The sequence below is a fragment of the Methanosarcina sp. DH2 genome (genome assembly GCF_020804225.1).
In the GTDB taxonomy this organism is placed as follows: domain Archaea; phylum Halobacteriota; class Methanosarcinia; order Methanosarcinales; family Methanosarcinaceae; genus Methanosarcina.
Window position 1 is genome coordinate 501,025 of the sequence record NZ_WJBI01000002.1, and the last position, 22,040, is coordinate 523,064.

The 22,040-nt window shown below is 43.0% G+C and carries 22 protein-coding genes and 2 tRNA genes; 6 read left to right on the forward strand and 18 right to left on the reverse strand.

The window, feature by feature from the left end:
• Window positions 1-39: 39 nt before the first annotated feature.
• The 7 genes from FXV91_RS06100 to FXV91_RS06130 form a co-directional block, all read right to left on the reverse strand.
• A complete protein-coding gene (locus FXV91_RS06100; RefSeq protein WP_229389456.1) occupies window positions 40-1,161 on the reverse strand; it encodes a class I SAM-dependent methyltransferase in 1,122 nt (373 codons plus the stop codon).
• Window positions 1,162-1,438: 277 nt separating this feature from the next.
• A complete protein-coding gene (locus FXV91_RS06105; RefSeq protein WP_229389458.1) occupies window positions 1,439-1,756 on the reverse strand; it encodes a hypothetical protein in 318 nt (105 codons plus the stop codon).
• Between the two features lie 274 nt (window positions 1,757-2,030).
• The gene (locus tag FXV91_RS06110) at window positions 2,031-2,180 is read right to left on the reverse strand and encodes a hypothetical protein (protein ID WP_229389460.1); all 150 of its coding nucleotides are present in this window, start codon (window positions 2,178-2,180) and stop codon (window positions 2,031-2,033) included.
• A 406-nt stretch (window positions 2,181-2,586) separates the two neighbouring features.
• Window positions 2,587-2,892 (reverse strand): DUF190 domain-containing protein, encoded by a 306-nt coding sequence (locus FXV91_RS06115; RefSeq protein WP_229389462.1) that lies wholly within the window; start codon window positions 2,890-2,892, stop codon window positions 2,587-2,589.
• Between the two features lie 216 nt (window positions 2,893-3,108).
• A complete protein-coding gene (locus tag FXV91_RS06120) occupies window positions 3,109-4,236 on the reverse strand; it encodes an isocitrate/isopropylmalate dehydrogenase family protein (RefSeq protein WP_229389464.1) in 1,128 nt (375 codons plus the stop codon).
• Window positions 4,237-4,331: 95 nt separating this feature from the next.
• Window positions 4,332-4,820 (reverse strand): 3-isopropylmalate dehydratase small subunit, encoded by a 489-nt coding sequence (locus FXV91_RS06125; protein WP_229389466.1) that lies wholly within the window; start codon window positions 4,818-4,820, stop codon window positions 4,332-4,334.
• 211 nt (window positions 4,821-5,031) lie between these two features.
• The gene (locus FXV91_RS06130; RefSeq protein WP_229389468.1) at window positions 5,032-6,375 is read right to left on the reverse strand and encodes an ATP-binding protein; all 1,344 of its coding nucleotides are present in this window, start codon (window positions 6,373-6,375) and stop codon (window positions 5,032-5,034) included.
• 574 nt (window positions 6,376-6,949) lie between these two features.
• On the opposite strand from FXV91_RS06130, the gene FXV91_RS06135 reads away from it, so the two are divergent.
• The gene (locus FXV91_RS06135; protein WP_229389470.1) at window positions 6,950-7,813 is read left to right on the forward strand and encodes a winged helix-turn-helix domain-containing protein; all 864 of its coding nucleotides are present in this window, start codon (window positions 6,950-6,952) and stop codon (window positions 7,811-7,813) included.
• A gap of 251 nt (window positions 7,814-8,064) precedes the next feature.
• Here the strand turns inward: FXV91_RS06135 and FXV91_RS06140 are convergent, their stop codons facing one another.
• Window positions 8,065-9,135: a formate--phosphoribosylaminoimidazolecarboxamide ligase gene (locus FXV91_RS06140; RefSeq protein WP_229389472.1), complete on the reverse strand. Its 1,071-nt coding sequence runs from the start codon at window positions 9,133-9,135 to the stop codon at window positions 8,065-8,067.
• A gap of 199 nt (window positions 9,136-9,334) precedes the next feature.
• On the opposite strand from FXV91_RS06140, the gene FXV91_RS06145 reads away from it, so the two are divergent.
• Both FXV91_RS06145 and truA read left to right on the forward strand, forming a co-directional pair.
• Window positions 9,335-10,285 carry a winged helix-turn-helix domain-containing protein gene (locus tag FXV91_RS06145; protein ID WP_229389474.1) on the forward strand — a complete coding sequence of 317 codons (951 nt, stop codon included), beginning with the start codon at window positions 9,335-9,337 and terminating at the stop codon, window positions 10,283-10,285.
• An 11-nt stretch (window positions 10,286-10,296) separates the two neighbouring features.
• Complete coding sequence (gene truA, locus FXV91_RS06150; protein WP_229389476.1) at window positions 10,297-11,106, forward strand: tRNA pseudouridine(38-40) synthase TruA; 810 nt, start codon at window positions 10,297-10,299, stop codon at window positions 11,104-11,106.
• Between the two features lie 143 nt (window positions 11,107-11,249).
• Here truA and FXV91_RS06155 read toward each other — a convergent pair whose 3' ends face one another.
• From FXV91_RS06155 to FXV91_RS06180, 6 genes are all read right to left on the reverse strand, one after another.
• Complete coding sequence (locus tag FXV91_RS06155; protein WP_229389478.1) at window positions 11,250-12,320, reverse strand: TRM11 family methyltransferase; 1,071 nt, start codon at window positions 12,318-12,320, stop codon at window positions 11,250-11,252.
• Between the two features lie 459 nt (window positions 12,321-12,779).
• Complete coding sequence (locus tag FXV91_RS06160) at window positions 12,780-13,067, reverse strand: DUF1805 domain-containing protein (protein WP_229389479.1); 288 nt, start codon at window positions 13,065-13,067, stop codon at window positions 12,780-12,782.
• Between the two features lie 45 nt (window positions 13,068-13,112).
• The gene (locus FXV91_RS06165; RefSeq protein WP_229389481.1) at window positions 13,113-13,958 is read right to left on the reverse strand and encodes a hypothetical protein; all 846 of its coding nucleotides are present in this window, start codon (window positions 13,956-13,958) and stop codon (window positions 13,113-13,115) included.
• 40 nt (window positions 13,959-13,998) lie between these two features.
• Complete coding sequence (map, locus tag FXV91_RS06170) at window positions 13,999-14,889, reverse strand: type II methionyl aminopeptidase (protein ID WP_229389483.1); 891 nt, start codon at window positions 14,887-14,889, stop codon at window positions 13,999-14,001.
• A gap of 207 nt (window positions 14,890-15,096) precedes the next feature.
• A complete protein-coding gene (locus FXV91_RS06175) occupies window positions 15,097-16,278 on the reverse strand; it encodes a Xaa-Pro peptidase family protein (RefSeq protein ID WP_229389485.1) in 1,182 nt (393 codons plus the stop codon).
• 179 nt (window positions 16,279-16,457) lie between these two features.
• On the reverse strand, window positions 16,458-17,105 hold the full coding sequence (locus tag FXV91_RS06180) for a hypothetical protein (RefSeq protein ID WP_229389488.1): 648 nt from the start codon (window positions 17,103-17,105) through the stop codon (window positions 16,458-16,460).
• Between the two features lie 103 nt (window positions 17,106-17,208).
• Between FXV91_RS06180 and FXV91_RS19715 the strand changes: the two genes are divergently transcribed.
• Window positions 17,209-17,340 (forward strand): hypothetical protein, encoded by a 132-nt coding sequence (locus tag FXV91_RS19715; protein ID WP_255679942.1) that lies wholly within the window; start codon window positions 17,209-17,211, stop codon window positions 17,338-17,340.
• A 143-nt stretch (window positions 17,341-17,483) separates the two neighbouring features.
• Here FXV91_RS19715 and FXV91_RS06185 read toward each other — a convergent pair.
• From FXV91_RS06185 to FXV91_RS06195, 3 genes are all read right to left on the reverse strand, one after another.
• Window positions 17,484-17,556 (reverse strand) — tRNA-Asp (locus tag FXV91_RS06185).
• Window positions 17,557-17,667: 111 nt separating this feature from the next.
• Window positions 17,668-17,781, reverse strand: a tRNA-Tyr gene (locus tag FXV91_RS06190).
• Window positions 17,772-17,909 carry a hypothetical protein gene (locus FXV91_RS06195; RefSeq protein WP_229389490.1) on the reverse strand — a complete coding sequence of 46 codons (138 nt, stop codon included), beginning with the start codon at window positions 17,907-17,909 and terminating at the stop codon, window positions 17,772-17,774. Before FXV91_RS06195 ends, FXV91_RS06190 begins: the two co-directional genes overlap by 10 nt.
• A 135-nt stretch (window positions 17,910-18,044) precedes the next feature.
• Here FXV91_RS06195 and FXV91_RS06200 point away from each other — a divergent pair, with 135 nt between their 5' ends.
• Window positions 18,045-18,383: a protease inhibitor I42 family protein gene (locus FXV91_RS06200; protein ID WP_229389492.1), complete on the forward strand. Its 339-nt coding sequence runs from the start codon at window positions 18,045-18,047 to the stop codon at window positions 18,381-18,383.
• 703 nt (window positions 18,384-19,086) lie between these two features.
• On the opposite strand, the gene FXV91_RS06205 is transcribed toward FXV91_RS06200, so the two are convergent.
• Window positions 19,087-20,283, reverse strand: coding sequence for a methionine adenosyltransferase (locus FXV91_RS06205; RefSeq protein WP_229389494.1), 1,197 nt, complete (start codon window positions 20,281-20,283; stop codon window positions 19,087-19,089).
• Between the two features lie 598 nt (window positions 20,284-20,881).
• On the opposite strand from FXV91_RS06205, the gene hisG reads away from it, so the two are divergent.
• The gene (gene hisG, locus FXV91_RS06210; RefSeq protein ID WP_229389497.1) at window positions 20,882-21,751 is read left to right on the forward strand and encodes an ATP phosphoribosyltransferase; all 870 of its coding nucleotides are present in this window, start codon (window positions 20,882-20,884) and stop codon (window positions 21,749-21,751) included.
• The last annotated feature ends 289 nt before the right edge of the window (window positions 21,752-22,040 follow it).

Sequence of the window (22,040 nt, forward strand, 5' to 3'; positions counted from 1 at the left end):
TTTGCCTTCATTTGTCTTCTTTATCATTCTTTATCTTTTTCAGACCTTAAAAAGCACTTCACAGAGAATCGCAACGTCATCTTTCACAAAAAGGTGTACGGTTTTTTTCCCTTCAAGACCTTTTTCTACTTCATTTCGAACTTCCCAATAGTCCTCAGGCTTTACGCCTGCCCGAAGTACGACACTTCCTACATTCCTGTCCTTCAGGAACTTATTGATCTCTCGGGGCTCAAAGGGGCTGACCTTCAGGACCAGGTAATGGTGTTTGATCATTGATTGCTTGATCAGGGCATCGGATGTCAGTAAAAGCCTCTTTTTATCAACCCTGAAAAGTTCAAAAGCCCCCATAATAGGTCCTGCCATCTGCATCATAGATTCAATAAGCTCAGGCAACAGCCCTGCTGCAACTACCGATGGTTCGGGTTCATAGGCGCAGAGTTTCATCCTTTCCGTTTCCCTTATCTGCGGGAGCGGCATATTTTTTGAGACCAGTCCTTCGCCTGCAGGAAGAGCCACAGCGAGCCGGTCATATTGTTTTAACCCGCCGAAGTAAAGAGTCAGGCGGTTGAGCTGCCCCTCCAGGGAAATATACTCTTTTTCGCAATCAAAAGGAATCCTTTCCGGAGGCATCTGGGGAGGAGCTTCGAAGGCAAAATTTTTTGTCTTTTCCCCATAAGCCGAAAGCACATTCGGAATTCCCGGCTCAAGGCTTGAAACATGTCTCTCATCCTCTTCGGCAGGGCGGAAAGGGTCTGAAAAAACCACATCTGCTGCCGGGATCTGCTCGATAACTTTCGGGTCAAGGGCGTCTCCGCAGATGAATTTTACATTGTCAAGCCCGTACATTGCGCAGTTCTGTTTTGCATACTCGATTTTTTTAGGATCGATTTCCACTGCATACACGAACTCGCACTGCTGTGCAAAAAAAACGGTTTGTCCTCCTATCCCGCAGCTAATATCAGCAAGAATCCTGCATCTCAGGCGCTGCGCTCTGTAGCGGGCAATAGGTTCAGGCGTTGCAAAGCGCACGCTTTCCTTATCCCCGTGCAGGGGCTTTTCAAATTGTTTTCTCCGTGCCACGTCGATCAGAGGAGTAGTAGGAATTTTATGGGATTTAAAGGCAACTGAAAAGCGAGAGGTGTATTCCTTCCCAAATCGCATACAATATTTTAGTGGAGATTACTTGTAAATCCAACATGTCTGTTTTCACATATGTTTTCAATTGATCATGGGTGTATAAATAAATAAATAAATAAATAAATAGATAACTAATAATAATACTAATACTAATAATACTAATAATAATACTAATAATACTAATAATAATAATAATAATAATAATAATAATAATACTAATAATACTAATAATAATAATAGTAATAATAATAATAATAATAATAATAATAATAAAAATTAAAAAAGTGAAAATAGCTCAGAATTAGCAAATACTGGATTCCGTTTTCCATTTCTCCATCTGTTCTTCACGCCATTTTTCGATCGCTCTCCAGATAGGCAGAGGATCAATACCGTGGGTTTTGATGTATTCATCCCGCATGTACTCATTCATATTTCCATCTACAAAGCGTAATGTAGCCTGATCCGCCATAAGCCTCGCTCCTGTTGGTATCGCCGCAGGATTTACGCAGACATCCGCACAGTAGCGCCATTCTTCTCCGCCGCCTTCTGACTCTATCCTGAAAGGTTTTCCACAGTTCGGACAGACCCCAATCATTCTCTGATCCTCTTTATTGTCCATGTTTTCCCCCGTATGGCTGGAAAAAATTCCAGCCCTTCTAAATATTCGTATAATATTATATATTCTGTTGCATATATCTCTTTTGTCTACAGTTCCTGTTCCTATTCCGAATTATTTCGCTCGCGAATAACGTATCCATGGAATCGATACTCTGAACCTCCAGGACAGCCTCTCTCATAACTGGAGCAGGGAATTAAATGGATAAAAGGAATTATCCTTCAGGGAATCATATCTCTGATATCTACATAGAATGGGCTGAAAGTTGGCGACTTCCTTAGAAAGATTTAGCAAATACATTCCATGTTTCGATTTGTGGTTTCACGGTCAGGCCTATCCAGCCAGCGATTTTTCCATCCTCTTCTGCCACAAGCACATCCCAGTTATCGTACATTTCATAACGGGGAATAATATTCGTTTTATCCACGCCTATTGCACATTTTTCATCACCTTGCGGACAGAGCCTTTCTATTTCAGCATGCTTTGATTATCGATATCATTAAAAGGTCTGATTGAAATCATAATGTTCACACTTCCCCTGAATATTCGTCCTGCCCCATCCCACTAATTACCTTTTTATAATTATTAATTGTGATGTTCACCTACTTTTGTTTTCAACTTTTGCCGCTCAGCTACCCATGAATTTCTACACTGTTTCAACCCTCTTTTTAGTGGGTCTTGCTTGCGAATAAAATGAATTAGAAAAATTGAGGGTATCCAGCAGAGTTTCAATTCTTGTTCTATTGGAAGTTACTCCTTGACTGAACCGTGATGGAAAAAAGAGGGAATAATTGTGTTTCAATCTTTTCGGCCTTAAAATCTGCATTCTCAGTTCAAAGAATCTCCACTGCCTGCATAGTCATAAGCTCTTTTCCTACAATTTCTCGCAGTTTCGGAACAAGAGCCCGGACTTTTTCTTCATCGTCAACTGCCTCCACAACCACTGGAAGTTCATTGCTCCACTCCAGGATTTTTAAGGTGTGAATCCTTCCATCCGTTCCGTAACCTTCAATTCCTCTGAGCAGAGTTGCGCCGCTAATGCCGGAATCGCGCAAAAGTTCGAGGACTGCTTCGTGGACAGATTTGCCGTGGTAGGTTGAGTTTTGTTTCAGGTATATGCGGAGAAGTGCGGAAGACATGTTTAAACCTTAATTTTTAATCGTGCTTTAAACTTGAAGGTGAGTGTGAGTCTTTTGAAAAAACTAATTTTATTTTTTATTTTCCGATACAGGATATAAATTTGATCAAAAATGATTCTGAATCTCAAAAATAGTTCTGAATTCTCAAAAAAGAGCCGGAAAATTCCGGCAATTCTACGTTAATTCGAAAAGAAAATGTAATGGGGGAGATTTGAATTATTCTCCCTTTATTATCCTTGCAATATCATTCCCTACATCGGAAGTGCTGCTTCTGCCGCCCATGTCATAGGTTTTGACTTTACTGTCCAGGATATTTCTCTGGATTGCATTGACTATGTTGTCTGCAGCTTCCTTTTCTCCGAGCTGTTCTATGAGCATTGAGCCTGCCCAGATTGTGGCAATCGGGTTGACTTTGTTGAGTCCCTTGTATTTCGGGGCTGAACCGTGGATTGGCTCAAACATGCTTGTGCCGTTCGGATTGATGTTTCCGCCCGGGGCAAGGCCGAGGCCGCCCTGGATCATGGCGCCGAGGTCGGTGATAATGTCTCCGAACATGTTCGGGGTTACGACCACATCGAACCATTCAGGGTTTTTCACAAACCACATTGTAATGGCGTCAACGAAGTTGAAGTCCGTGGTAACGCCAGGGTGCTTTTCAGCAACCGCGCTGAACTCTTCTCTCCATAAGCCGTAGATATCCGAAAGAACGTTTGCCTTATCAACAGATGAGACATGTTTTTTCTGGTTTTCGGCAAGGTCAAAGGCGTACTCGATAACCCTCTTTGTACCTTCTTTGGAGATGAGGCCGATCTGGTACCCTATTTCTTCGCTGTCGGTCTCGATGTCAAGGCCGAATTTTGCAGAGTAGAGTGTCCTTTTGACTTCAAGGAGGTCTTTACTCTCTCCTTTTTTTGCCCTGCCGCCGATTCCTACGTAAAAGTCCTCGGTGTTTTCCCTGACAACGACAAAGTCGATGTCTTTTGAGGTCTTATCCTTGATTGGGGTCCAGACTCCTTCCAGGAGTTTTATCGGGCGCAGGTTGACGTACTGGTCAAAATAAAAGCGCGCAGTTAATAAGATTCCCTTTTCAAGAATCCCGGGGGCAATCCTCGGGTCTCCGATGGAGCCAAGGTAAATGGCAGGGTAGCCGGATAATTCCTTTAAGGTCTCTTCCGAAATCAGTTCTCCCGTTTCCAGGTAATGGTCTGCTCCATGCGGATATTCAATCCATTCTACATCAAAACCGAATCTCTCGCCCGCGGCATCTATTACTTTTTTACCTTCGGCGATGATTTCTGGGCCTATCCCATCTCCGGGGAGGACCGGAATCTTATACTGCGTCATGTTTGTACTCCTTTCAAATTTACAGGCAAAACTGCCTTTTTACTGCGAGATGTCAAACGTGGATCAGGTCTGTCTCTGGACAGATTTCCTGTTTCTCAGCGCTCAGAGACCATTTTCCGGGCATACTCTATAAGCCCTCCCTTATCCACTATCTCGCGGACAAAATCCGGAAGGGGGGTTGCCTGATAGGTCTCTCCTTTTGTTTTGTTTTGAATGACCCCTGTTGAAAGGTCTACTTCAAGTTCGTCTCCGTCATCGATCCTGTCCGTATCAGGGCATTCAAGGACCGGGACTCCGATGTTGATTGCATTCCTGAAAAAGATCCTTGCAAAAGATTTTGCGATCACACAGGATACCTTTGACCCTTTAAGGGCAAGGGGTGCATGTTCGCGCGAGGATCCGCACCCGAAATTGCTTCCTGCGACCACGATATCATTTTCATGAACATTTTTTGCAAAATCAGGGCGTACACCTTCAAATGTATACTTAGCAAGCTCTTCCGGGGTATTGAAAATCAGGTACCTTCCGGAAATTACTGCATCCGTATCCACGTCATCTCCGAATTTCCAGGCTCTTCCTTTCATAAAATCACCAGTAATTTGCTGTAATTAGTGCTGTTGATATAAATGCTGTTGATAAAATGCTCACAGCCTGTAACTCAGCTAAACTTACAGGGTTGAAGTATCACAGGTAATATTTAAAATTATTTTCTGACAGGTTATAGAACAGGTTAACAATTTCTGCATTTTTGTGAATTCTTTTACCCGAAAAACTTTGGTAAACAAATGCTCTGCCTTAAGTTAATTGATCCGGGTTTTGAGCTGCTGTCTCTTCTTTTTCCTCTCTGCACGGCTCAAGGGCACTTGGCTCTCCTCCTCCGTGCCAGCTTCTCCTTGGGCGGATACGTACCATATGGACAGACTCTGAATGGTCATCTACTATCAATGCAGCTCCCCTTTCACTCCCCATTTTCTTCAGGTATGCCCTGAGGCTCTCCTGCATGTAAAGGGGTCTGGAGGTTTCAAGGGCAAGGATATCATCACTTGAAGTGAGGCGGTGGCAGATAAGAAGGTCGCTCTGCGAGACAACATCAGGGTGAAGGCTTGCTGGTCTCTGGGTTGCCAGTACAAGAGAGAGTCCGGGCTGTCTGCCCTGCCTGAGGCAGCGATTAATAAGCACTTCCGAAGCAAGGCTTTCTCTCCCCGCGGGAACGAAGATATGGGCTTCATCTATGAAAAGCCAGACCATCGGAAACTCTTCTCCCTCTGTCTTTTCTCCCATCTGCTTTTTTTCATAAGCTCTTCTTGCTTCAAGCCTCTCTGCATAAAGCCTGCCCGAAAGAATTGATACTGCCGCAGCGCAGACGTTTTCATTTTCAAGGGAGCTTACATCAAGGACTGTTGTCCTGCCCCCTGATATTAGTTCTGACAGAAGGGTCCCTTCCTTTGAAAACAGGCCCCATGACTTCACAGCTCTGAAATAGTTTTCAGCAGCCCCTTTTGATGCTGAATCCGAACGCGTATCCAGGAATATCTCACTGATAATATCCTCAAAAGAATAAGTTTCGCCTTTCTCCCGGAGGGATTCAACAGTCCTTACAAGCAGAATCCCGAGAGGAGAAACTTCTTCAATCTTGAGGGTCCTGCACCACTGGCTTCCGGAGAGCTCCCGAATTGAAATTGAAAAAGGCTTTACCTCTATGTTTCGCTTTTTATAAGCCTCAACCTTTCCTGATGGCACGAAGATCTCAGTTTCGAGCCCAGTGGGCACAATACTCCAGCTTTTCAGTCTCCCCGTTTCGGAAGTATTTGGATAAATCATTGTCCAGAATATTCCCATAGTATCGATGATAAGGGATGCAAGTTTTCCCCTGATCGCAGGAGGGAGAAGGGCTAGTTCTTCCAGCATGCACCCCATGGTATAGGATTTCCCGTATCCTCTTTTCCCACAGATCAAAACAGCATGAGGTTTAAGCGCATCCAGATAAACGGCAGCTCCCCTCGAATGGTCAAGCGCCATATAATTTCCAAGAAACAGGAGCCCTTCTCCATCATTTTCTTCATTACCAAGCACGCGCAATGACCCGCCGAATTTTCCCTCAAAAGCGGGCCTGAACTCTTTATTTTCACCTTTAGGCATCTTTAATAGTATCGGACTGGCAACTACTTAAAATAATTTGTTTAGAGTAGGTGAAATAAAAATCTTGATTTTTAAGTTTTCAGACTTGATTTTAGTTCTTAGTATTTTTTAATCTCGTTTTAAATGCTGCTTTGAGTTTCCGCCTCATTATATTTTTGACTATGGTTTTACTATTTATTTGATTGCCGGTCTTCTTTTTGATGCTCCTCTTTTTTCTAAAATACTCAGATCGAAACGAAAAATCCGATGTATGTTTTTTCTGAATAGAAATATTTATTTATTCGCGGGATAAAAGTAAGTTCCGCAGAATGTACGCTTGATTCTGCGCAATTATTAATTTGCTGGCAATTTGTGCCAAAATTTCTATGTCGGCTTCAAGAAAACACGGGAGCAATCTTGCAGCCTGACAGATATTACTTAAGGGGAGTTATAGTTCATAACAGAGATAGGCATCCGGTTTTGGGCAAAAGGCTGAGACAGGGTTTTGCTGCCCCGGCAGGAATCAGTCTAATGTCTGTGTATAGTCATGTCTGTGTAACAGCCGTGTATTTACTATAGTCTGGTGGTGGTAGATGTGGATTCTCTTCAGAAATCTACGCTGATAGATCTGCTTTTGAGGTCGGATAAAAGAAGAAAAATTCTGCTTTTTCTCAAGGACGGATCAAAAAATATTGAGGAAATTACGGAGCTTCTGGGCTCTTCCTGTACCGCAGTCCTTCCTCAAATAAAAAAATTAACGGAAAAGGGGCTGATCGAGCAGGAAAATAAAAATTACAAACTTTCTACGATTGGATTGATTATCACTGAAAAAATGGCTCCCCTGATAGGGGCTTTCGAGGTTTTTGAAGATAATCTTGATTACTGGGCACAGAAAGATCTTACAGGAATCCCTTCTTTTTTACGTTTGAAACTTGGGAAGTTGTCTCAATATAAGGTGATTGAACCCCAGCTTAACAGGATGTTTGAACCGCCTGAAGAATTCGTAAATAATCTCAAACAATCAACAGAAATTATGTATTTTTCTTCGTTTTTCCAGCCTTCTTGTTCAGGGTTTGATCAGAATTTTTTGAAGAAAAAAACGGATTCTACCTTTATTTTTACAAAAAATCTTTTTGAAAGGGTTTTCAGTCCTCATCTTGAGGAAACCGAAGATTTACTGCTGCCGAAAAACTCGACCCTCTATATATATGACGATACTTCGTCCGTAGTTTCACTTACTGTGACTGAGAGGTTTATGGCATTATTGCTCCTCAATAAAAAAGGAAAACTTGACCGAAATCTTCTAATAAGTTCCGAAAGTGAGGCGATAGAGTGGGGTAAAGAACTTTTTATGTACTACAGGGGACTTTCCAGAAAGGTCTCAAGAGAGAAAAACAATTGCCCGATCTCTGGAAATAACTCTGATATGGAAAACACTCTGATATGGAAAACACTCTGATATGGAAAACACTCTGATATGGAAAACACTCTGATCTGTGAAAAATCTCCTGTTTGAGAAATCAGGGAGATTCAGGATTAAAAAAGCATTTCAATCAGGATTAAAAAAGCATTTCAATCCTGAAAACCTAATGAAAAATATAATTATTTGGAAGCTTTTGAAGATTCCGGCAATTTCAGAGTACTTCAGCAGCTTCAGAGTATTTCAGCAACTTTGGAATATTTCAGCAATTTCGAAATATTTCAGCAACTTCAGGATATTATTTTATCCAGCTGGTTTGTCCGGGCTGCCTTTTTTATTTCCTGAGCTATTCTTCTTCCGGTAGAGAGATCTTCCTGAATCAAGTCCGCATAAGGGGAACCTGAAATGTAAAGGTTTGTCCCTGCAACGATTCTGGCTGAAATCTCAAACACCTTGATCTCAAGCTCATCCGTGAAGACGGTTTCAAGGCAGAAAGCCCCTATCATCCCGCCGAAAAGGCCAAGGGATTCTTCAACCACTCTTTCTCCAAGGGAGAAGATCAGAGGCAGGAGGGACTCCCTTGCAACGAGAGGCACGTTTCCTGTAACCACGTATGTCGGACGGATACCTGCTTCTACAAGTTCTTTAGGAGAGCCAAGCCTGAAGATTTCATCGGCATTGGATTCTACCCTGCGGTCCATGCTGAGAAGCTCAAGGCTGCCTTCGCTTAAAGTATAGCCTTCATTCCGGATCGGGGAGTAAAAGTAGTGCAGGTAGTAACGGGTCCCGGTAATGAATTCCTGGATCGTGTACTTCTGGGTGCGGTCTACGAGCTCGTCGAATTCTTCATAGGTCTTTGCAACGAAGAAACCTTTGCCTCCTTTTGCACCGTTGTACTTGACCATTACAGGCCCGTTGATATTGTGAGGGTCATCTATTTTTCCGGGCATGTGGATGCCTGCTCCAAGCAGCCATTCCCGTTCTTTATCCCGGTCCGACTCCCATTCCAGTACAGCCCGGTTCCCGAAGGTAGGCACAGCTATCTTTGCAAAATTCTCCGTACCCAGGTAAGCAACAAACGAACCATGTGCGATAATGATTACATTTTTCTTTCTGAGTTCCTCAGCCTTATTCATTATGTCCGCATAGCTTTCAACAATAAGGTACTCGTCAGGTTTTGCTTTGGGAAATGCTTCGTAGAACTTGGGTGGTTTGCCAACGCATATCCCCAGAGTTTTGAAGCCTTCTTTTCGCGCCCCGTCAAAGATTTGAAGGCTTGAGTGAGAACAGACTGTTGCAATAGTAATGTTTTCTAAATCGTAATTTTTCAGAAATTCAAGAACCTGCTGTTTTGTTATCATGATTGCTACCAGCGGAAAATTTAGATTAGAATATACAATGTTGTATTTAAGGTTAAGGGCAGGATTCTATATATAAATATAGTAGTGGATCTATAATAACCCGCAAAAAATAAAACTTTATATTAAGATCGGTCCAAAGTACAGTATAGAGTACAATTAAAAATTACTTATAAGAAGGTTTTTAACTCAGGAAATACGCATGAACGGGCTTGAAGATAGAGACGGTTTATCTGAAACCGGCGAGCCTCCCCAGGGGCCTGTACTCGGGGAGCAGGACAACAGGGTACTTGTTCTCCCTGTGAACGGAGACTCCAGAAAACTCACTCAGATCCTTTCCAATGAAACATCATTGAAGATCCTCGAACTTCTCGGAAAGAAAAGCATGTCTGCAACAAATATTGCAGAGGAGCTGAATCTCCCCCTCACTACGGTCAAATATAACCTTGATTCTCTGGTTGAATCCGACCTGATTAAGGTAAAACAGATAAAGTGGAGCCAGAAAGGACGACAGATCAAGATTTATGAATCAATGGAAAAATTAATTGTGCTTGTCCCTTCCAGGAGCTCAATGGATAAGCTTTCCATTATAAATTTGCTGCAGAAATACATCGGGGTTATAGGAGCAGCCGTCTTTGCAGCTGCAGGCATAGAGTACCTCTCAGCCTATCTGAGGGCAAAAAGTATCATTGATGCTACTGCTCCTTTGCGGATGGGGGTTACGGGGCCGGTAAATGAGACTTATCCCGAAGCAACAATTATGGAGAATGTTAAAGATGAGAGCCTGAGCCCGAAAGCAGGGAGCCCGGATTCTACTTTTGACCAGTCAGTTCCAGAAGAGGAAGGGATGAATATAAGCCCTGATACCTTTGCAGGAGAGCAGGCAATGGATGGCGCAGGCGCAGAAAATCTTTCTTCGGGAATGGAAACTACTCTGGAGGCGGAAAGTGCTGAAGTTTCCATTCCTGAAGAACTGGATTCTGGTCAGGGACTACCCCCAGTCCCTCCCGAAGGGCTTACACATTTCGGAGGGGTACATGGGTTTTATGACTCACTTTCTCTTCACCCAGGTGTCTGGTTCCTTTTCGGGTGTATTTTTGTAATATTTTTAGTGATTGTAAGAGAAGTCTATTATAAGAAAAAGACCAAGTAATCAGGGATTGTATGAGAGTCGCTTTAAAACTTGCATACATAGGCACTGAGTTTCATGGGTCCCAGATTCAGCCGAATGTCGAGACCGTGGAGAAAGAACTCTTCAAAGCTCTTCGGAACGTCAGGCTTATCGAAAGCCCCAAATCTGCTAACTATACATGTGCGGGCAGGACTGATGCAGGGGTTCATGCCCTCGGACAGGTCGTCGCTTTTGATACGGATAAACCCAACCTGGCAATTCCCAGAGTTATCAACTCCGAACTTCCTCCAACCGTGTGGGCATGGGCTCATTCGGAAGTTCCCTTTGATTTCGACGCCAGGAGGAGTGCGGTTTCCAGGCACTACCGTTACGTGATGAGCGGTGAAGGTTACGACATTTCGAAGATCAGGGAAGCTTCAAAATTGCTGCTCGGAACCCATGATTTTGAAAATTTTTCCAGGTCAAACGGAGAAAAAAGTACGGTCCGTACTCTGGAGAGGATCAATGCCCGTGTAGATGGTGAACTTACAAAGATTGACGTCGTCGGCAACAGTTTTCTCTGGAACATGGTACGAAAAATAGTGACCGCTCTTTCAATGATTGGAAAAGGTGTGCGTGATAATGACTGGCTGCTCCAGATGCTGAATCCCGACATTTATGAAGAAGGAATTGAGCCGGCTCCTGCCTATGGGTTAACCCTTATGGGAGTAAACTACGGAGAAAATATAGAATGGATCGAAGACAATTACTCAATCAGGCGGGCAGGTGAGCACAACCATAAACGCATTCTCAGGCACAGGGTCATGGCTGAAGTGCTTGGGGAGTTGATTTCCCGTGAGTGAAAAGTTCCTTTAAAGGTGATTTCTCACCTTTCTATCTTTACTCTCCTTTTTTAATCATTTCTACCTTACTCTATTCTTTTCGCCCTTAGTTTTCATTATTTTCATTTTTTTGCCTTTGCCAGGTTTTTTCCTTTTACCGCTTTTTACTCTTTCATTTCTCCGGAATACAGATCCTTATCTTTCTGGAAAATAGTTATTATTCGTGTAAGGCTCCTGTGCACTCTCTGGACATAGATCTCAAGAACCTTAAGTCCAGCCTTCTCCCCGTACTCGAATGCCGCCTTATCCGAGACAACCACCGCAATACCTCCGGGTTTCAGGACACGCTGGATTTCTATAAGGGCGCCGGAATATAGCTCTTCTAAGGACCCGGCAAGGATTGCTGCCGACCTGCCGTAGGGTGGATCAGTGACAACTGCGTCGATTGTGGAATCTTTTAAAGGAATCCTGCAGGCATCCCCCTCCATCAGTATGTAGTCCAGTTTATAGGCTTCAAGGTTCATGTGAGCCCCGAGGACAAGTTTTTCCTGGGCATCAACCCCTATGACCCTTGCACCCACAAGCCCGGCTTCTACAAGTATTCCTGCAGTACCGCAGAAAGGGTCAAGGAAAAGCTCTCCCGGCTTTATCCCGGATAAATTTGTAAGGGCTCGGGCAACTCTTGGCATAAGTACGCCAGGGTGAAAAAAAGGCTTGTTCTGGGGAGTCCTGGCTTCATATGCGCTCCTGTCAACTGAGGACAGGAGAGTCCCGAGTACGGCTTTTTCACTCACGATAAGCCGGAATTCCACATCAGGGCTCTTCAGGTTTGCCCTGAAGCCTTTCCTGTAAATACACCCTCCAATCTTCTGTTCCAGGTACTCGCACGGAAAGTCAACGTGATGTTTGATCCTCTTTGCCCTAACAACAAAGCTTTCCCTTTCTTTTATATATCTTGCAGGTTCGAAGGTCTCAGCAAGCTCCAGAATGGCATCAGGATTGTTTTCGGCAATCCCGACAACTTTCAGTACATGGTGAGTCATTGCCAGCCTTTCGGTCACAGTGCCTGTCAGGGTTTTTTCAACATCCTCTTCTTTGCCTGCTATGTCCACTATAAGGCACTGGTCAACCCTTATATAGGGCCGGAAATCAAGCCCTTCTATTTTGAGGCAGGCAGTGACTTCGGCAGCTGGCAGTTCTTCGTGTTCTCCAGAGAGTTCAAAAGCGTATAGCATTGATGATCAGAAATAAGTTGGTTTATATCGTTCGAAATAATCTTCAGGCAGTTTGAAATAGCTTGACTCGATTGAAAATGCTTGAAGCGATTCAAAATAATTTCTTGCGGGTTAGGGAATAAAATACAAAATATCATGAATTTAAAGTTGTGTTAAAACTGTGTTTCATTTAGGTCTGTGTTTAATTCGTGTTTAATTTCGTGTTTAATTTCGTGTTTAATTTCGTGTTTAATTTCGTTTTTAATCTCGTGTTTAATTTCGTTTTTAATTCGTGTTTAAACCTGCGGGCTATTTGCGGATTCTGTGAGGAATGTTGAGATCAAAAACAGTATATGTAAGAAAAAGTTGCCTGAACAGGTGGCAGCCTTTGAGATATTAATCGTAATATATCAGGGTATAGGGTCCCATATTCAGGATTCCAATATGTAAAACCTCTATCAGTGAAGCGGGTTATATTCTTCAAAACATTTTTTCCAGGGCTTCCCTGCCAGTCATCCCTATCTCAATTCCAAGCTCTCTGGCAAATTTTGTTACCTCGACAACAGTGGCTTTGAGCATATCTTCGAAACTCTGTACACCTTTCACTTTTGCTGCCACATCTCCGAGTGTTTCTGCAGCACTGACATTCAGGTAGCCGCACATCAGAAAACCCTTTTCTGCCCTTATGGTCATCAGAGGATATTTCTGCATTTCAAATCGGAGGCCAAGTGCGCACCCGTTTTTAAGTGGAATCTGTTCGATGAGCATGTTTTTCTGAATAAGCTTCAAGCAAGATTAACTTTTGGGCTCAGTTCAGGCTGCGTTCAGGCTCCGGTTAATTTCTTTGAAGATATTTTTGAAAAACCCGGAGGAGTAACTGGCTCCAGTCTTTTCTCCAGCAGCCAGAGTTTTGTTTTCTCCGGTTCCGTTCTCGCTTTCCGCACTTTTATTCTCCGCGCTCTGATTCTTATTCATTTCCATATTCAGCAGTTCGGCTTTAAAGCTTTCATTTTCCGAAAGCCATAAAGTAATGTTTTTTTCAGGACCGAAATTTCCTTTCAGTAATGTACGGTTATTTTCAAATCCAAGGCTTTTGTTTTCAAGCCCTTCGGTTAATTCTGCATTAAGGCCTTGCGGGAGAGTAATTGTAACACTTGAGTTCGGAGTGCCCATTAGCCTTATGTCTGTTCCGGGACCTGCTTCTTCTTTGAAACTGTAGCTTACACTGGCAAGGTTTGTAATTGACGGGCTCTTTTCAGTTCTTCCAAGAGCTTCTTTTGAGATCCAGAACTCTACTTCCCTTAATTCAACAGTATCTGAAGTCGCGTTGAGCCTTACATCAGGTTCTTCTTTTATGGCTTTCTCCATTCTGTCCTTTAAAAGAACCTCCATTTTCAGAATTTCCCAGGCATTAACAAAATTGTCGTTATTACCTGTTTCTTTGTCTATTAGATTTCTGAAAAAAATAGCTTCGTTATCTGTAATTTTTTCGTCGTAATTCCATGTAATTTCACTTCTTTCCAGTGTAATGTTATTGTCAGGAATAAAGGCTGCAGAACAGGGTTCTGCCAGGAGGGCAGGAGTAAGGAGAGTTGCCAGTAAAAGACTGGCTAAGGGGAGGTGATACAGTTTCAAAGGTGTCAACTCTTTTTTATTCATCCTTTATCTTATTCGTTTTTCTGTTTTTCTTTTTGAGAACTTATTTTGTTGTGACTTCACATCCGTCCCGGGTTATTATTACTGTATGTTCTGCCTGAGACACAAGCCCTCCGGCACTCTCGATAAGTACGGGGTAAGAATGGAAGATTCCGGCTTTTTCCAGCTGGATTAACGAAAATTCGAGCTTGTCTGAATCGAGCCAGCGCTTTGCAAAGGGGAGTTCTCTGTACTCTTCTGCCTGCTTCAGGACGTTTCTGACTGCTGGCATGCGGACAGGCTTTTTCTTTATAATGCTGAATATCTCTGACCAGCTTCCGTCATGTACAAGCCCTGTCCCGTTAGTTGCAAAGGGTTCTATTGCAAGCACATCTCCTTCTTTCAGAACAACCCCGCCTTCTACCCGTTTATTGGGTACTGAAGGGTCATCGTGAGCTTCGTACTGAGAAAGCCCATGACCTGAGAGATTCATAATAGGGCTTAAACCGTAGCTGCGGATACTCTCTTCTATTGCAGCCCCTACCTCTCCTGTGCTGACCCCGGGCTTCATCAGGTCAATAGCTGCTGCAAGGGCTTCTTCAGAAGCTTTTACGAGATCGGAATTACCTGAAAGGTCCACAGTTACTGCCGAGTCTGCTATGTACCCGTCAACATGGACTCCGATATCCAGCTTCACTATATCCTTTGCAAAGACATCTTTATCCCCTGCTTTCGGAGTTGCATGGGCAGCTTCCTGGTTTCTTGAGATATTACAGGGGAATGCAGGCCTGCCTCCAAGTTCTATAGTTTTCTTTTCAACAAATTCAGCAACTTCAAGCAGGCTGTTCCCGATTCTAACCATATCTGCGGCTTCGGTCCTGACAATCTTCAGTATCCTGCCTGCTTCTCTGTACTTTTCAAGGACATCTTCTCTATTGTATACATTATCTGTCATGTTAACCCCACCTGGATAATCAGTGATAGACGTATCCTGACTATACCTATTTGTAAGCCTTATTATAGCTATATTTTGCCAGCAACCCTAGTTATGAGTTTCTATCCATAAATCCCGGGTATACTATCTTTTCTACCCTTTTATTGCCTATTTTACTGTAGTTTTGGGCATTTAAGGTTGAATGGTGATTATAATCTGTTGCTTAATTTATAAAAAAGGTTTTAATACAAATTTCTTTTCCAATCGTGTAAGGTTCTCGCATCCCTTTTCGGTAACCAGTACCATATCTTCGAGTCGGATTCCTCCGATTCCCGGATAATATAATCCTGGCTCGATAGTTATCACGTTGCCTGCTTCAAGAAGTGCACCGTTTTCTCCTACCCCGGGGAGCTCGTGGATATCAAGCCCTACACCGTGCCCTGTGGAGTGTGTGAACCCGGCTTTTGACCCGCTTCTGTAAGTGTGATAACCCCGTGCTTCAAACAGGTTGCAAACTGCGTTATGTATTTCAGATGCCGGTACACCGGGCTTAACCATGCCGAGCGCCTTTTCCTGGGCTGCAAATACGGTTTCATACATCGCTCTCAGTTTTTCCGAAGCCTCACCCTTTAGCACGGTGCGCGTCATGTCCGCAAAATAGCGCTTCTTTTTGCTCTTCGGGAAGATGTCAAGAATAATCGGGGCGTTTGCCCTAAGAGGGCCGTCAGTAGTCCCATGCGGATTTGCAGTATCCTCTCCGCAGGAAACAATAGTTTCTTCGGCTTCGCACCCGAAATCAAGTAGAGTATGGTCAATGACTGAGTTTACTTTAGCCCCGGTAAGTGCCTGTCCTTCAAAATAGAGAACACCTTCTTTTTCTTCTGCTCCTGCTATCAGGGCAATCGCTGCCTCCATAGCCTTTTCTCCTGCTATCTGGGCATACTTTATGGCTTCAATCTCTTCCTGCCTTTTCAAGCTTCTCATTTTCCTGAAAGGGCTTTTCACAGGCACTACAGTAAAACCTGCTTCTATAAGATAGCTTGAATAAAAGACCGGAAAATCGTAGGGAACTGCAACCTTTTTCACCTTCTCTTCGAGGAGCAGTTCGGATATGCAGGCTGCATAGGCAATAGATGGATCCTTTTTCTCCTTAATTTTCTCACGGTAGCCAAATTCCTGGATTGTCTTTATAGTCAAAACCCTTGACTCAATTTCAGCCCTTCCGCGCTCCATCTCCGAAATAAAAAGGACTTCTTTCCCGGCTCCTGTTTGCAGGTACACAAAATCATCCGATGCCAGGAAGCGGGTTGCATAGTAAATATCGGCATTATGAATATTACCTGTCATCAGGTAAGCATCTGTTCCTGCTTCTTCCAGGGCTTTTTTTATGCTGAAGTCTGACTCTTTCATGCAAGGTAATTCTGGCGCTGGTAGATAAAGTTATTATCGTCAGCTTGCAGGCAGGCCTGTATATGGTTGCTGAATGTGGAACACAGGTCTAAACTGATTTTCTAGTCTAAGTGTCATATCAGTGTCATATCAGTGTCATATAAGCGTCATCTGCTTCGCTTTTTTCCTAATTGGCTTTCTTATTTCTCTTTTATCTTCCCCTCTTCTACCTCATTTTCTATCTCTTTCATCTCATACCCAAGAATAAGAAGTTCCTCAAGCATTGTGAAATAATGATCAAGGGAAACTGTCATCTCGCTCGAAAACCTGAGAATACATATGTATTTTCTTCTTCCCCGCTCTTTTACCCACACTCTACCTTCAGGATTTTCATTTTTCTGGTCAGCGAAAATTTCTGCAGCGCAGCCCAGAATCATTCGAATGCTTGATGTCAGATCCTTCCGGATTTTTTCCTTTTTAAACTCAATGTAGTCACGTGAAACATCTGCATGTAGCAACTCGCTTCTGTGTATCCAGTAATTATCCCGGTTGAGGTGATCTTCGACAATCTCCTGTATGCGGAAGGGTGAGTCCTCAAGGCGCGGCAGTCCACTCAACCTGTCTTTGCCAGTTTCTTCATTTCCAGAGTAACCTTCACTTTTCAGAGGAGGTACGTTTATGTTCATTTCCCTTTGAACCCACTCAAGAGAGAAATTTTTTGCAGCTTCGATAAAAATACGGGTTTCTTTTTCCATTTTTTCTCTGGTACTCTTCATCTTCTGGCAGAGACTGCTGACTCTGCTGGCTCTCTCCTCGGAATAATCCAGAGTATGGGACTCAATCCCCATTTTTGTAGCCTCCTGCTTTAGTTTATTCCTTTATCTTTTTCATTTTACATGCTTTTATGGGTCACATGTTTTTTACGGGAAAGGTTTCCGGGGCTTCGAGATTGTGGTTGTGACGTTGGGAATATGGATGTTAAAAAAGCTCAGAGGAGTAATGAGGGAACTTCAGGAAGGCAGAGCAGAAGGGCAAAGCAGAAGAGCAAAGCAGGGGACTTCGAAAAGTAGAGCAGAAGAATAGAAAATCGGGCTTCAGGAATTTCAGGACTGAGGATTGATTAATCTAAAGATAGTCTAAAAGAAAAAGCATAAATTATAAAAAGCAGGCACGTATGCCAGGTTTAAAACAAAATTTATAAAGTTATCAAATTGAAAAAAAAGAAGCGCCCGGACCGGGATTCGAACCCGAGTCGGAGCCTCGACAGGGCTCCATGATAGGCCTCTACACTATCCGGACACTTCGGTCTTTTTAGTTGCTGTTTTGCCCGCGTTGCGAGCAAACCTTAAATGTCTCTCTGATATATAAATGTTCCCGTTGACTGATTCCGATTCTGGTGAATGTTTCAGGTCCCGCCTCCCAGACTCGAACCGGGGACATCGCGGTGCCTGCGCAGAGATGTACGGGAGGATACCCGCACGAGCCGAACTACAGCCGCGCACTCTACCACTGAGTTAAGGCGGGACAATGATACTGATCCAGTGCTGCACAAGGCTACACTGCTTCAGTGCACCATCTCCATATATGGTGATGGTATTTATCTTTTTCGCTGGGTGGGAAGGATAATAACTGACATTTATAACCTTTTCCATATTTATCAAAAATACTTTTGTATATTACAGAGAACATATAGCATAATTACAGTAAGAAAATAAATGGATCTTGGAATATACAACAAATATCAAAATTCAAAACAACAGATATCACATACAGAAGGGGTAGGGAATATGGTCGCCCAAATTTTTACAAACGCCAATAGTTTCGATACGGTCAGTATTAATCTTGGAGATACCTTTGTGATAAAACTCAGGGATCAACCCGGAGAGCACCTGTACAGTAAAGAAGAATCTGTTGCCGAAACCGTATGGAAGATGGAGGCTGAGGAGGGTCTCAGACTGCTCCGGGAACAGTTTATTCCGGATATCCCGGATACAAAGACAGTTCCGGGAGTTCATGAGTGGGAATACGAGGCTGTAAAACCAGGCACCTGGGAGGTTGAAGGCAGTTATAGTATTATCCGTTTTGGAGGAGAGGAGAAGTTCAAACTAACTGTCAAGGTTATCTAAAAAATCTCCTTGAATTAAACTATTTTTATTACAGCGGGAGTGCGGAAGGTCACGAATACCCTGAATTTAAAGTCGGGGTGAAGTGAACCCTCGCCTCTTTTCGTTTTCGATTTAAACATCTAAATCATAGCTTCTTTGTATAAAGATAGGGATTGGATAGGAAAGCGAAATTGAAGTTTCAATCACTTATGTCAAGGAAATCTTGTTAAAGAATACTTAACTATCTATACCTAAGTAACCGGGCGGGCGGCCAGAATCATACCTCATCCTTTAGAGGCTGTCCGACAATTACTGTCAGTAATAACTGATTTCCTTCTTTTGAGCATTTTAAGGCTTTAGATGCCTCAATTTTACATATTTTTGCCCTGAAATTGATTATCGGACAGCCTGTTTAGGGTGGGGTGGCCGCCCGCAATTTGATTTTTCTGAAGCTTTCAGAGAGAACTAAGCTCCCTGAGATAATGAAAAATCTGCCTCAAATAGCTGAAAATATAACCTTGCCAGCTGAGAATAATTAAAATACCTGAGTTCGGCAAACCTGAATGGTTCAAAAATTCCTTTCTAAACGGCAAATCCCGTTTAAAAACCCCATTTAGATCTTAGGCTTTCAATGACTAACTGTTAAGACAGATACGTAAAAAAGATGTGAAAAGAACCCGAAGGTTCCCCTCGATATTTTCTGGATTCAGATACTTCGGTTTTATCAGAAGGTGTTCAGTTCTCCCCTTATAACCATTTCCGTGATTTTTGTCACATTGGAGAGCCAGTCATCAATTACAACTTCGGTTTCCGATTTGACATTTGCAAAGGAGGTGCCTTCTTTTGGAATGATCTGAGCGCTTGCCACAAGCGGCTGGTCGATGGGCTTTCCTATCTGGGAGAGCAGCCTGATATAGACGTCCTGTACGTCAGGAACCTGCTTTACGATATCCCGGGCCATCTGTGTCGAGAGGAGGTTGTAGATTTTTCCGATATGGTTAATCGGGTTCTTTCCACTGGTTGCCTCCATACTCATGGGCCTGTTAGGTGTGATCAACCCATTGCAGCGATTTCCTCGCCCCACCGAACCGTCATCTCCCATTTCAGCTGAGGTTCCGGTGACTGTAAGGAAGATGCAGCTTGTTTTCAGGTTATCTCCTGTGTTAATCTGGACCTTCACGTCCCGCTCAGTATAGCGAGTTGCAAGCTCTTCTACATAGGTCTTCATTTCTTCGGTCATGCTTATGTAACTGTCCAGGTCGTCAATGTACCTCCCGATCATGCCGCTGCATATAGTGAGGGTGATGTCTTCCCCATCTCTTAGCCCCATAACCTTCATATCTTCTCCTATTGCAGGCATGCGGGACTTCAGGTCAGTAAGGAGTTGCCTCTCTGTATTGTATACGATGTTTTCAAGTTCCGAAAATGGGGCATGTCCAACTCCGAAAGAAGTATCATTTGCAACCGGTACTCTGTCTCTCTTGAAGACGTCTCTGAGATCTGAAGATCCTGTTCCGAGTTTACAGTCCATGATCACGTCTCTTTCGAGGTCCATATTCACCAGAGTATTTCTCAGGTACTTCCGTGCAGCCTGGAGGGCTACGGACTCAGTGGCGAGTTCAGTGCCTTCGAACTCCTTAGTGGCTCTGCCTACCAGGAGCATGTATATGGGCTGCAGTACCTCTCCTCCCCCGAATTTCGGGCTGGATCTTCCGGCTACTATCTGGGTTTCATCAGTGTTGTGGTGGAGTACGGTTCCACATTTGGTTATGTATTCCCTGCATAGCGCTCGGCTTACGGCTTCGGCAAGTCCGTCCGATATGCTGTCAGGGTGCCCTATTCCTTTGCGTTCTACAAGCTCTATCCGCTGCTTTTCAATGGGGGTTTGCAAGAGCTCTTCCACTTTTATATTTCGGGCCATTTGGATCCTCTTTTTTCAAAATTATTGATAATTTTATTGCTAGATCAGAATTATTGGTACTTCACTACGGGATCAGAATTATTGTTACTTTTATTGCTAGATGTTAATATTACCGCTTTATTAATCTTTAGTCTGTTGTCGTAATCAGTTTACTTTCTTATCGCTAATTCCCAAATTAATTACTTACGCTATTACAACATCTATAATATTATTTATATGACTCGATAGTCTGTTTCTATTAAATTACTACGGATATATAATGATTCCCATGTCTTCATTACTGCAGGTAATATTTTTTAATAAGGCTGTCTTTAGGCTTTAGCACCAAAAAACCAGTCCTTTCCTTTTATGTAAAAATTGACCGTAATCTGAACAGAATCAGCCTTAACAACAGGTTTGAGGAAAAAAGGTTCACAAAGAGCCTTACCGTGAAGTCTATATTATACAAGAGTATTCTGGATAAATGTTTTATACGGAATGAGCATACCCGGGGTAAGCTTCCCGGCAGATCACTTAAATCACTTACAAACCACATATTAGAGGTCACTTAAATTACTTATTAGAGATCAGTTAGATCACTTATTAGAGGACAGAGCAGATGATTCGAATTGCAATACCCAATAAAGGGCGCCTTCACGAACCCACAATGTCTATTTTTAAAGATGCAGGGCTTCCCATTAGCGGAGGAGCCGAAAGCCGAATACTCTTTGCAAAAACGACGGACCCTGATATTCATATTCTCTTTGCCAGGGCTGCTGATATTCCTGAGTATGTACAGGACGGAGCTGCAGACGTAGGTATTACGGGAATGGACCTGATCACGGAAAGAGGGGCAGATGTTGAGCCCCTTCTAGACCTTAAATTCGGGAGAGCAAGCCTTGTTCTGGCCGTTCCTGAGGATTCTGTTTTTCAAAAAGCACAGGAGCTTGAAGGCAAAAAAGTGGCAACCGAGTTTCCGGAGATCACGCGCCAGTATTTCAAAAACCTTGGAGTTAAAGTTGAAGTTATAAAGGTCAGCGGAGCCTGCGAAATGACTCCTCATGTGGGAATCGCGGATGCCATTGTGGACATTTCAAGCTCAGGAACAACCCTCCTGATAAACCACCTTAAAGCTATCGAGACAGTCTTTTCTTCCACTGTCCATTTGATCGCTAACAAAAAAAGCCTCAAGGAAAAGGACAAGATTCTGGACATAAAAACTGCACTCGAAAGTGTGCTTAATGCAAAGAATAAGCGCTATTTGATGATGAATGTACCCGAAGCTTCCCTTCAAGCAGTAAAAGAGGTTCTTCCAGGAATGTCCGGTCCGACAGTCATGAAGGTTGAGCCAAGCAAGTTGTCTGAAGAATCATTCGTTGCTGTCCATTCCGTTGTGGACGCTGACCTGATTTTTACCATCGTAAACAAGCTCAGGAAAGTCGGGGCAAGGGATGTACTGGTCGTTCCTATAGAAAGGATCATGCCCTGAGAGGGAAAAGATCTGGGATTCGTATTAGTAAGAAATTAGTAAGAAATTAGTAAAGAAGTATCAAGGAATTAGTAATGAAGTATCAAGGAATTAGTAATGAAGTATCAAGGAATTAGTAATGAAGTATCAAGGAATTAGTAATGAAGTATCAAGGAATTAGTAATGAAGTATCAAGGAATTAGTAATGAAGTAGTAAGGAATTAGTAAAGAAATAGCAAGGAATTAGTAATGAAGTAGTAATGGCGTAAAACATATAGGAAACAGAAGATGTTTTTCTTGCATATATGCC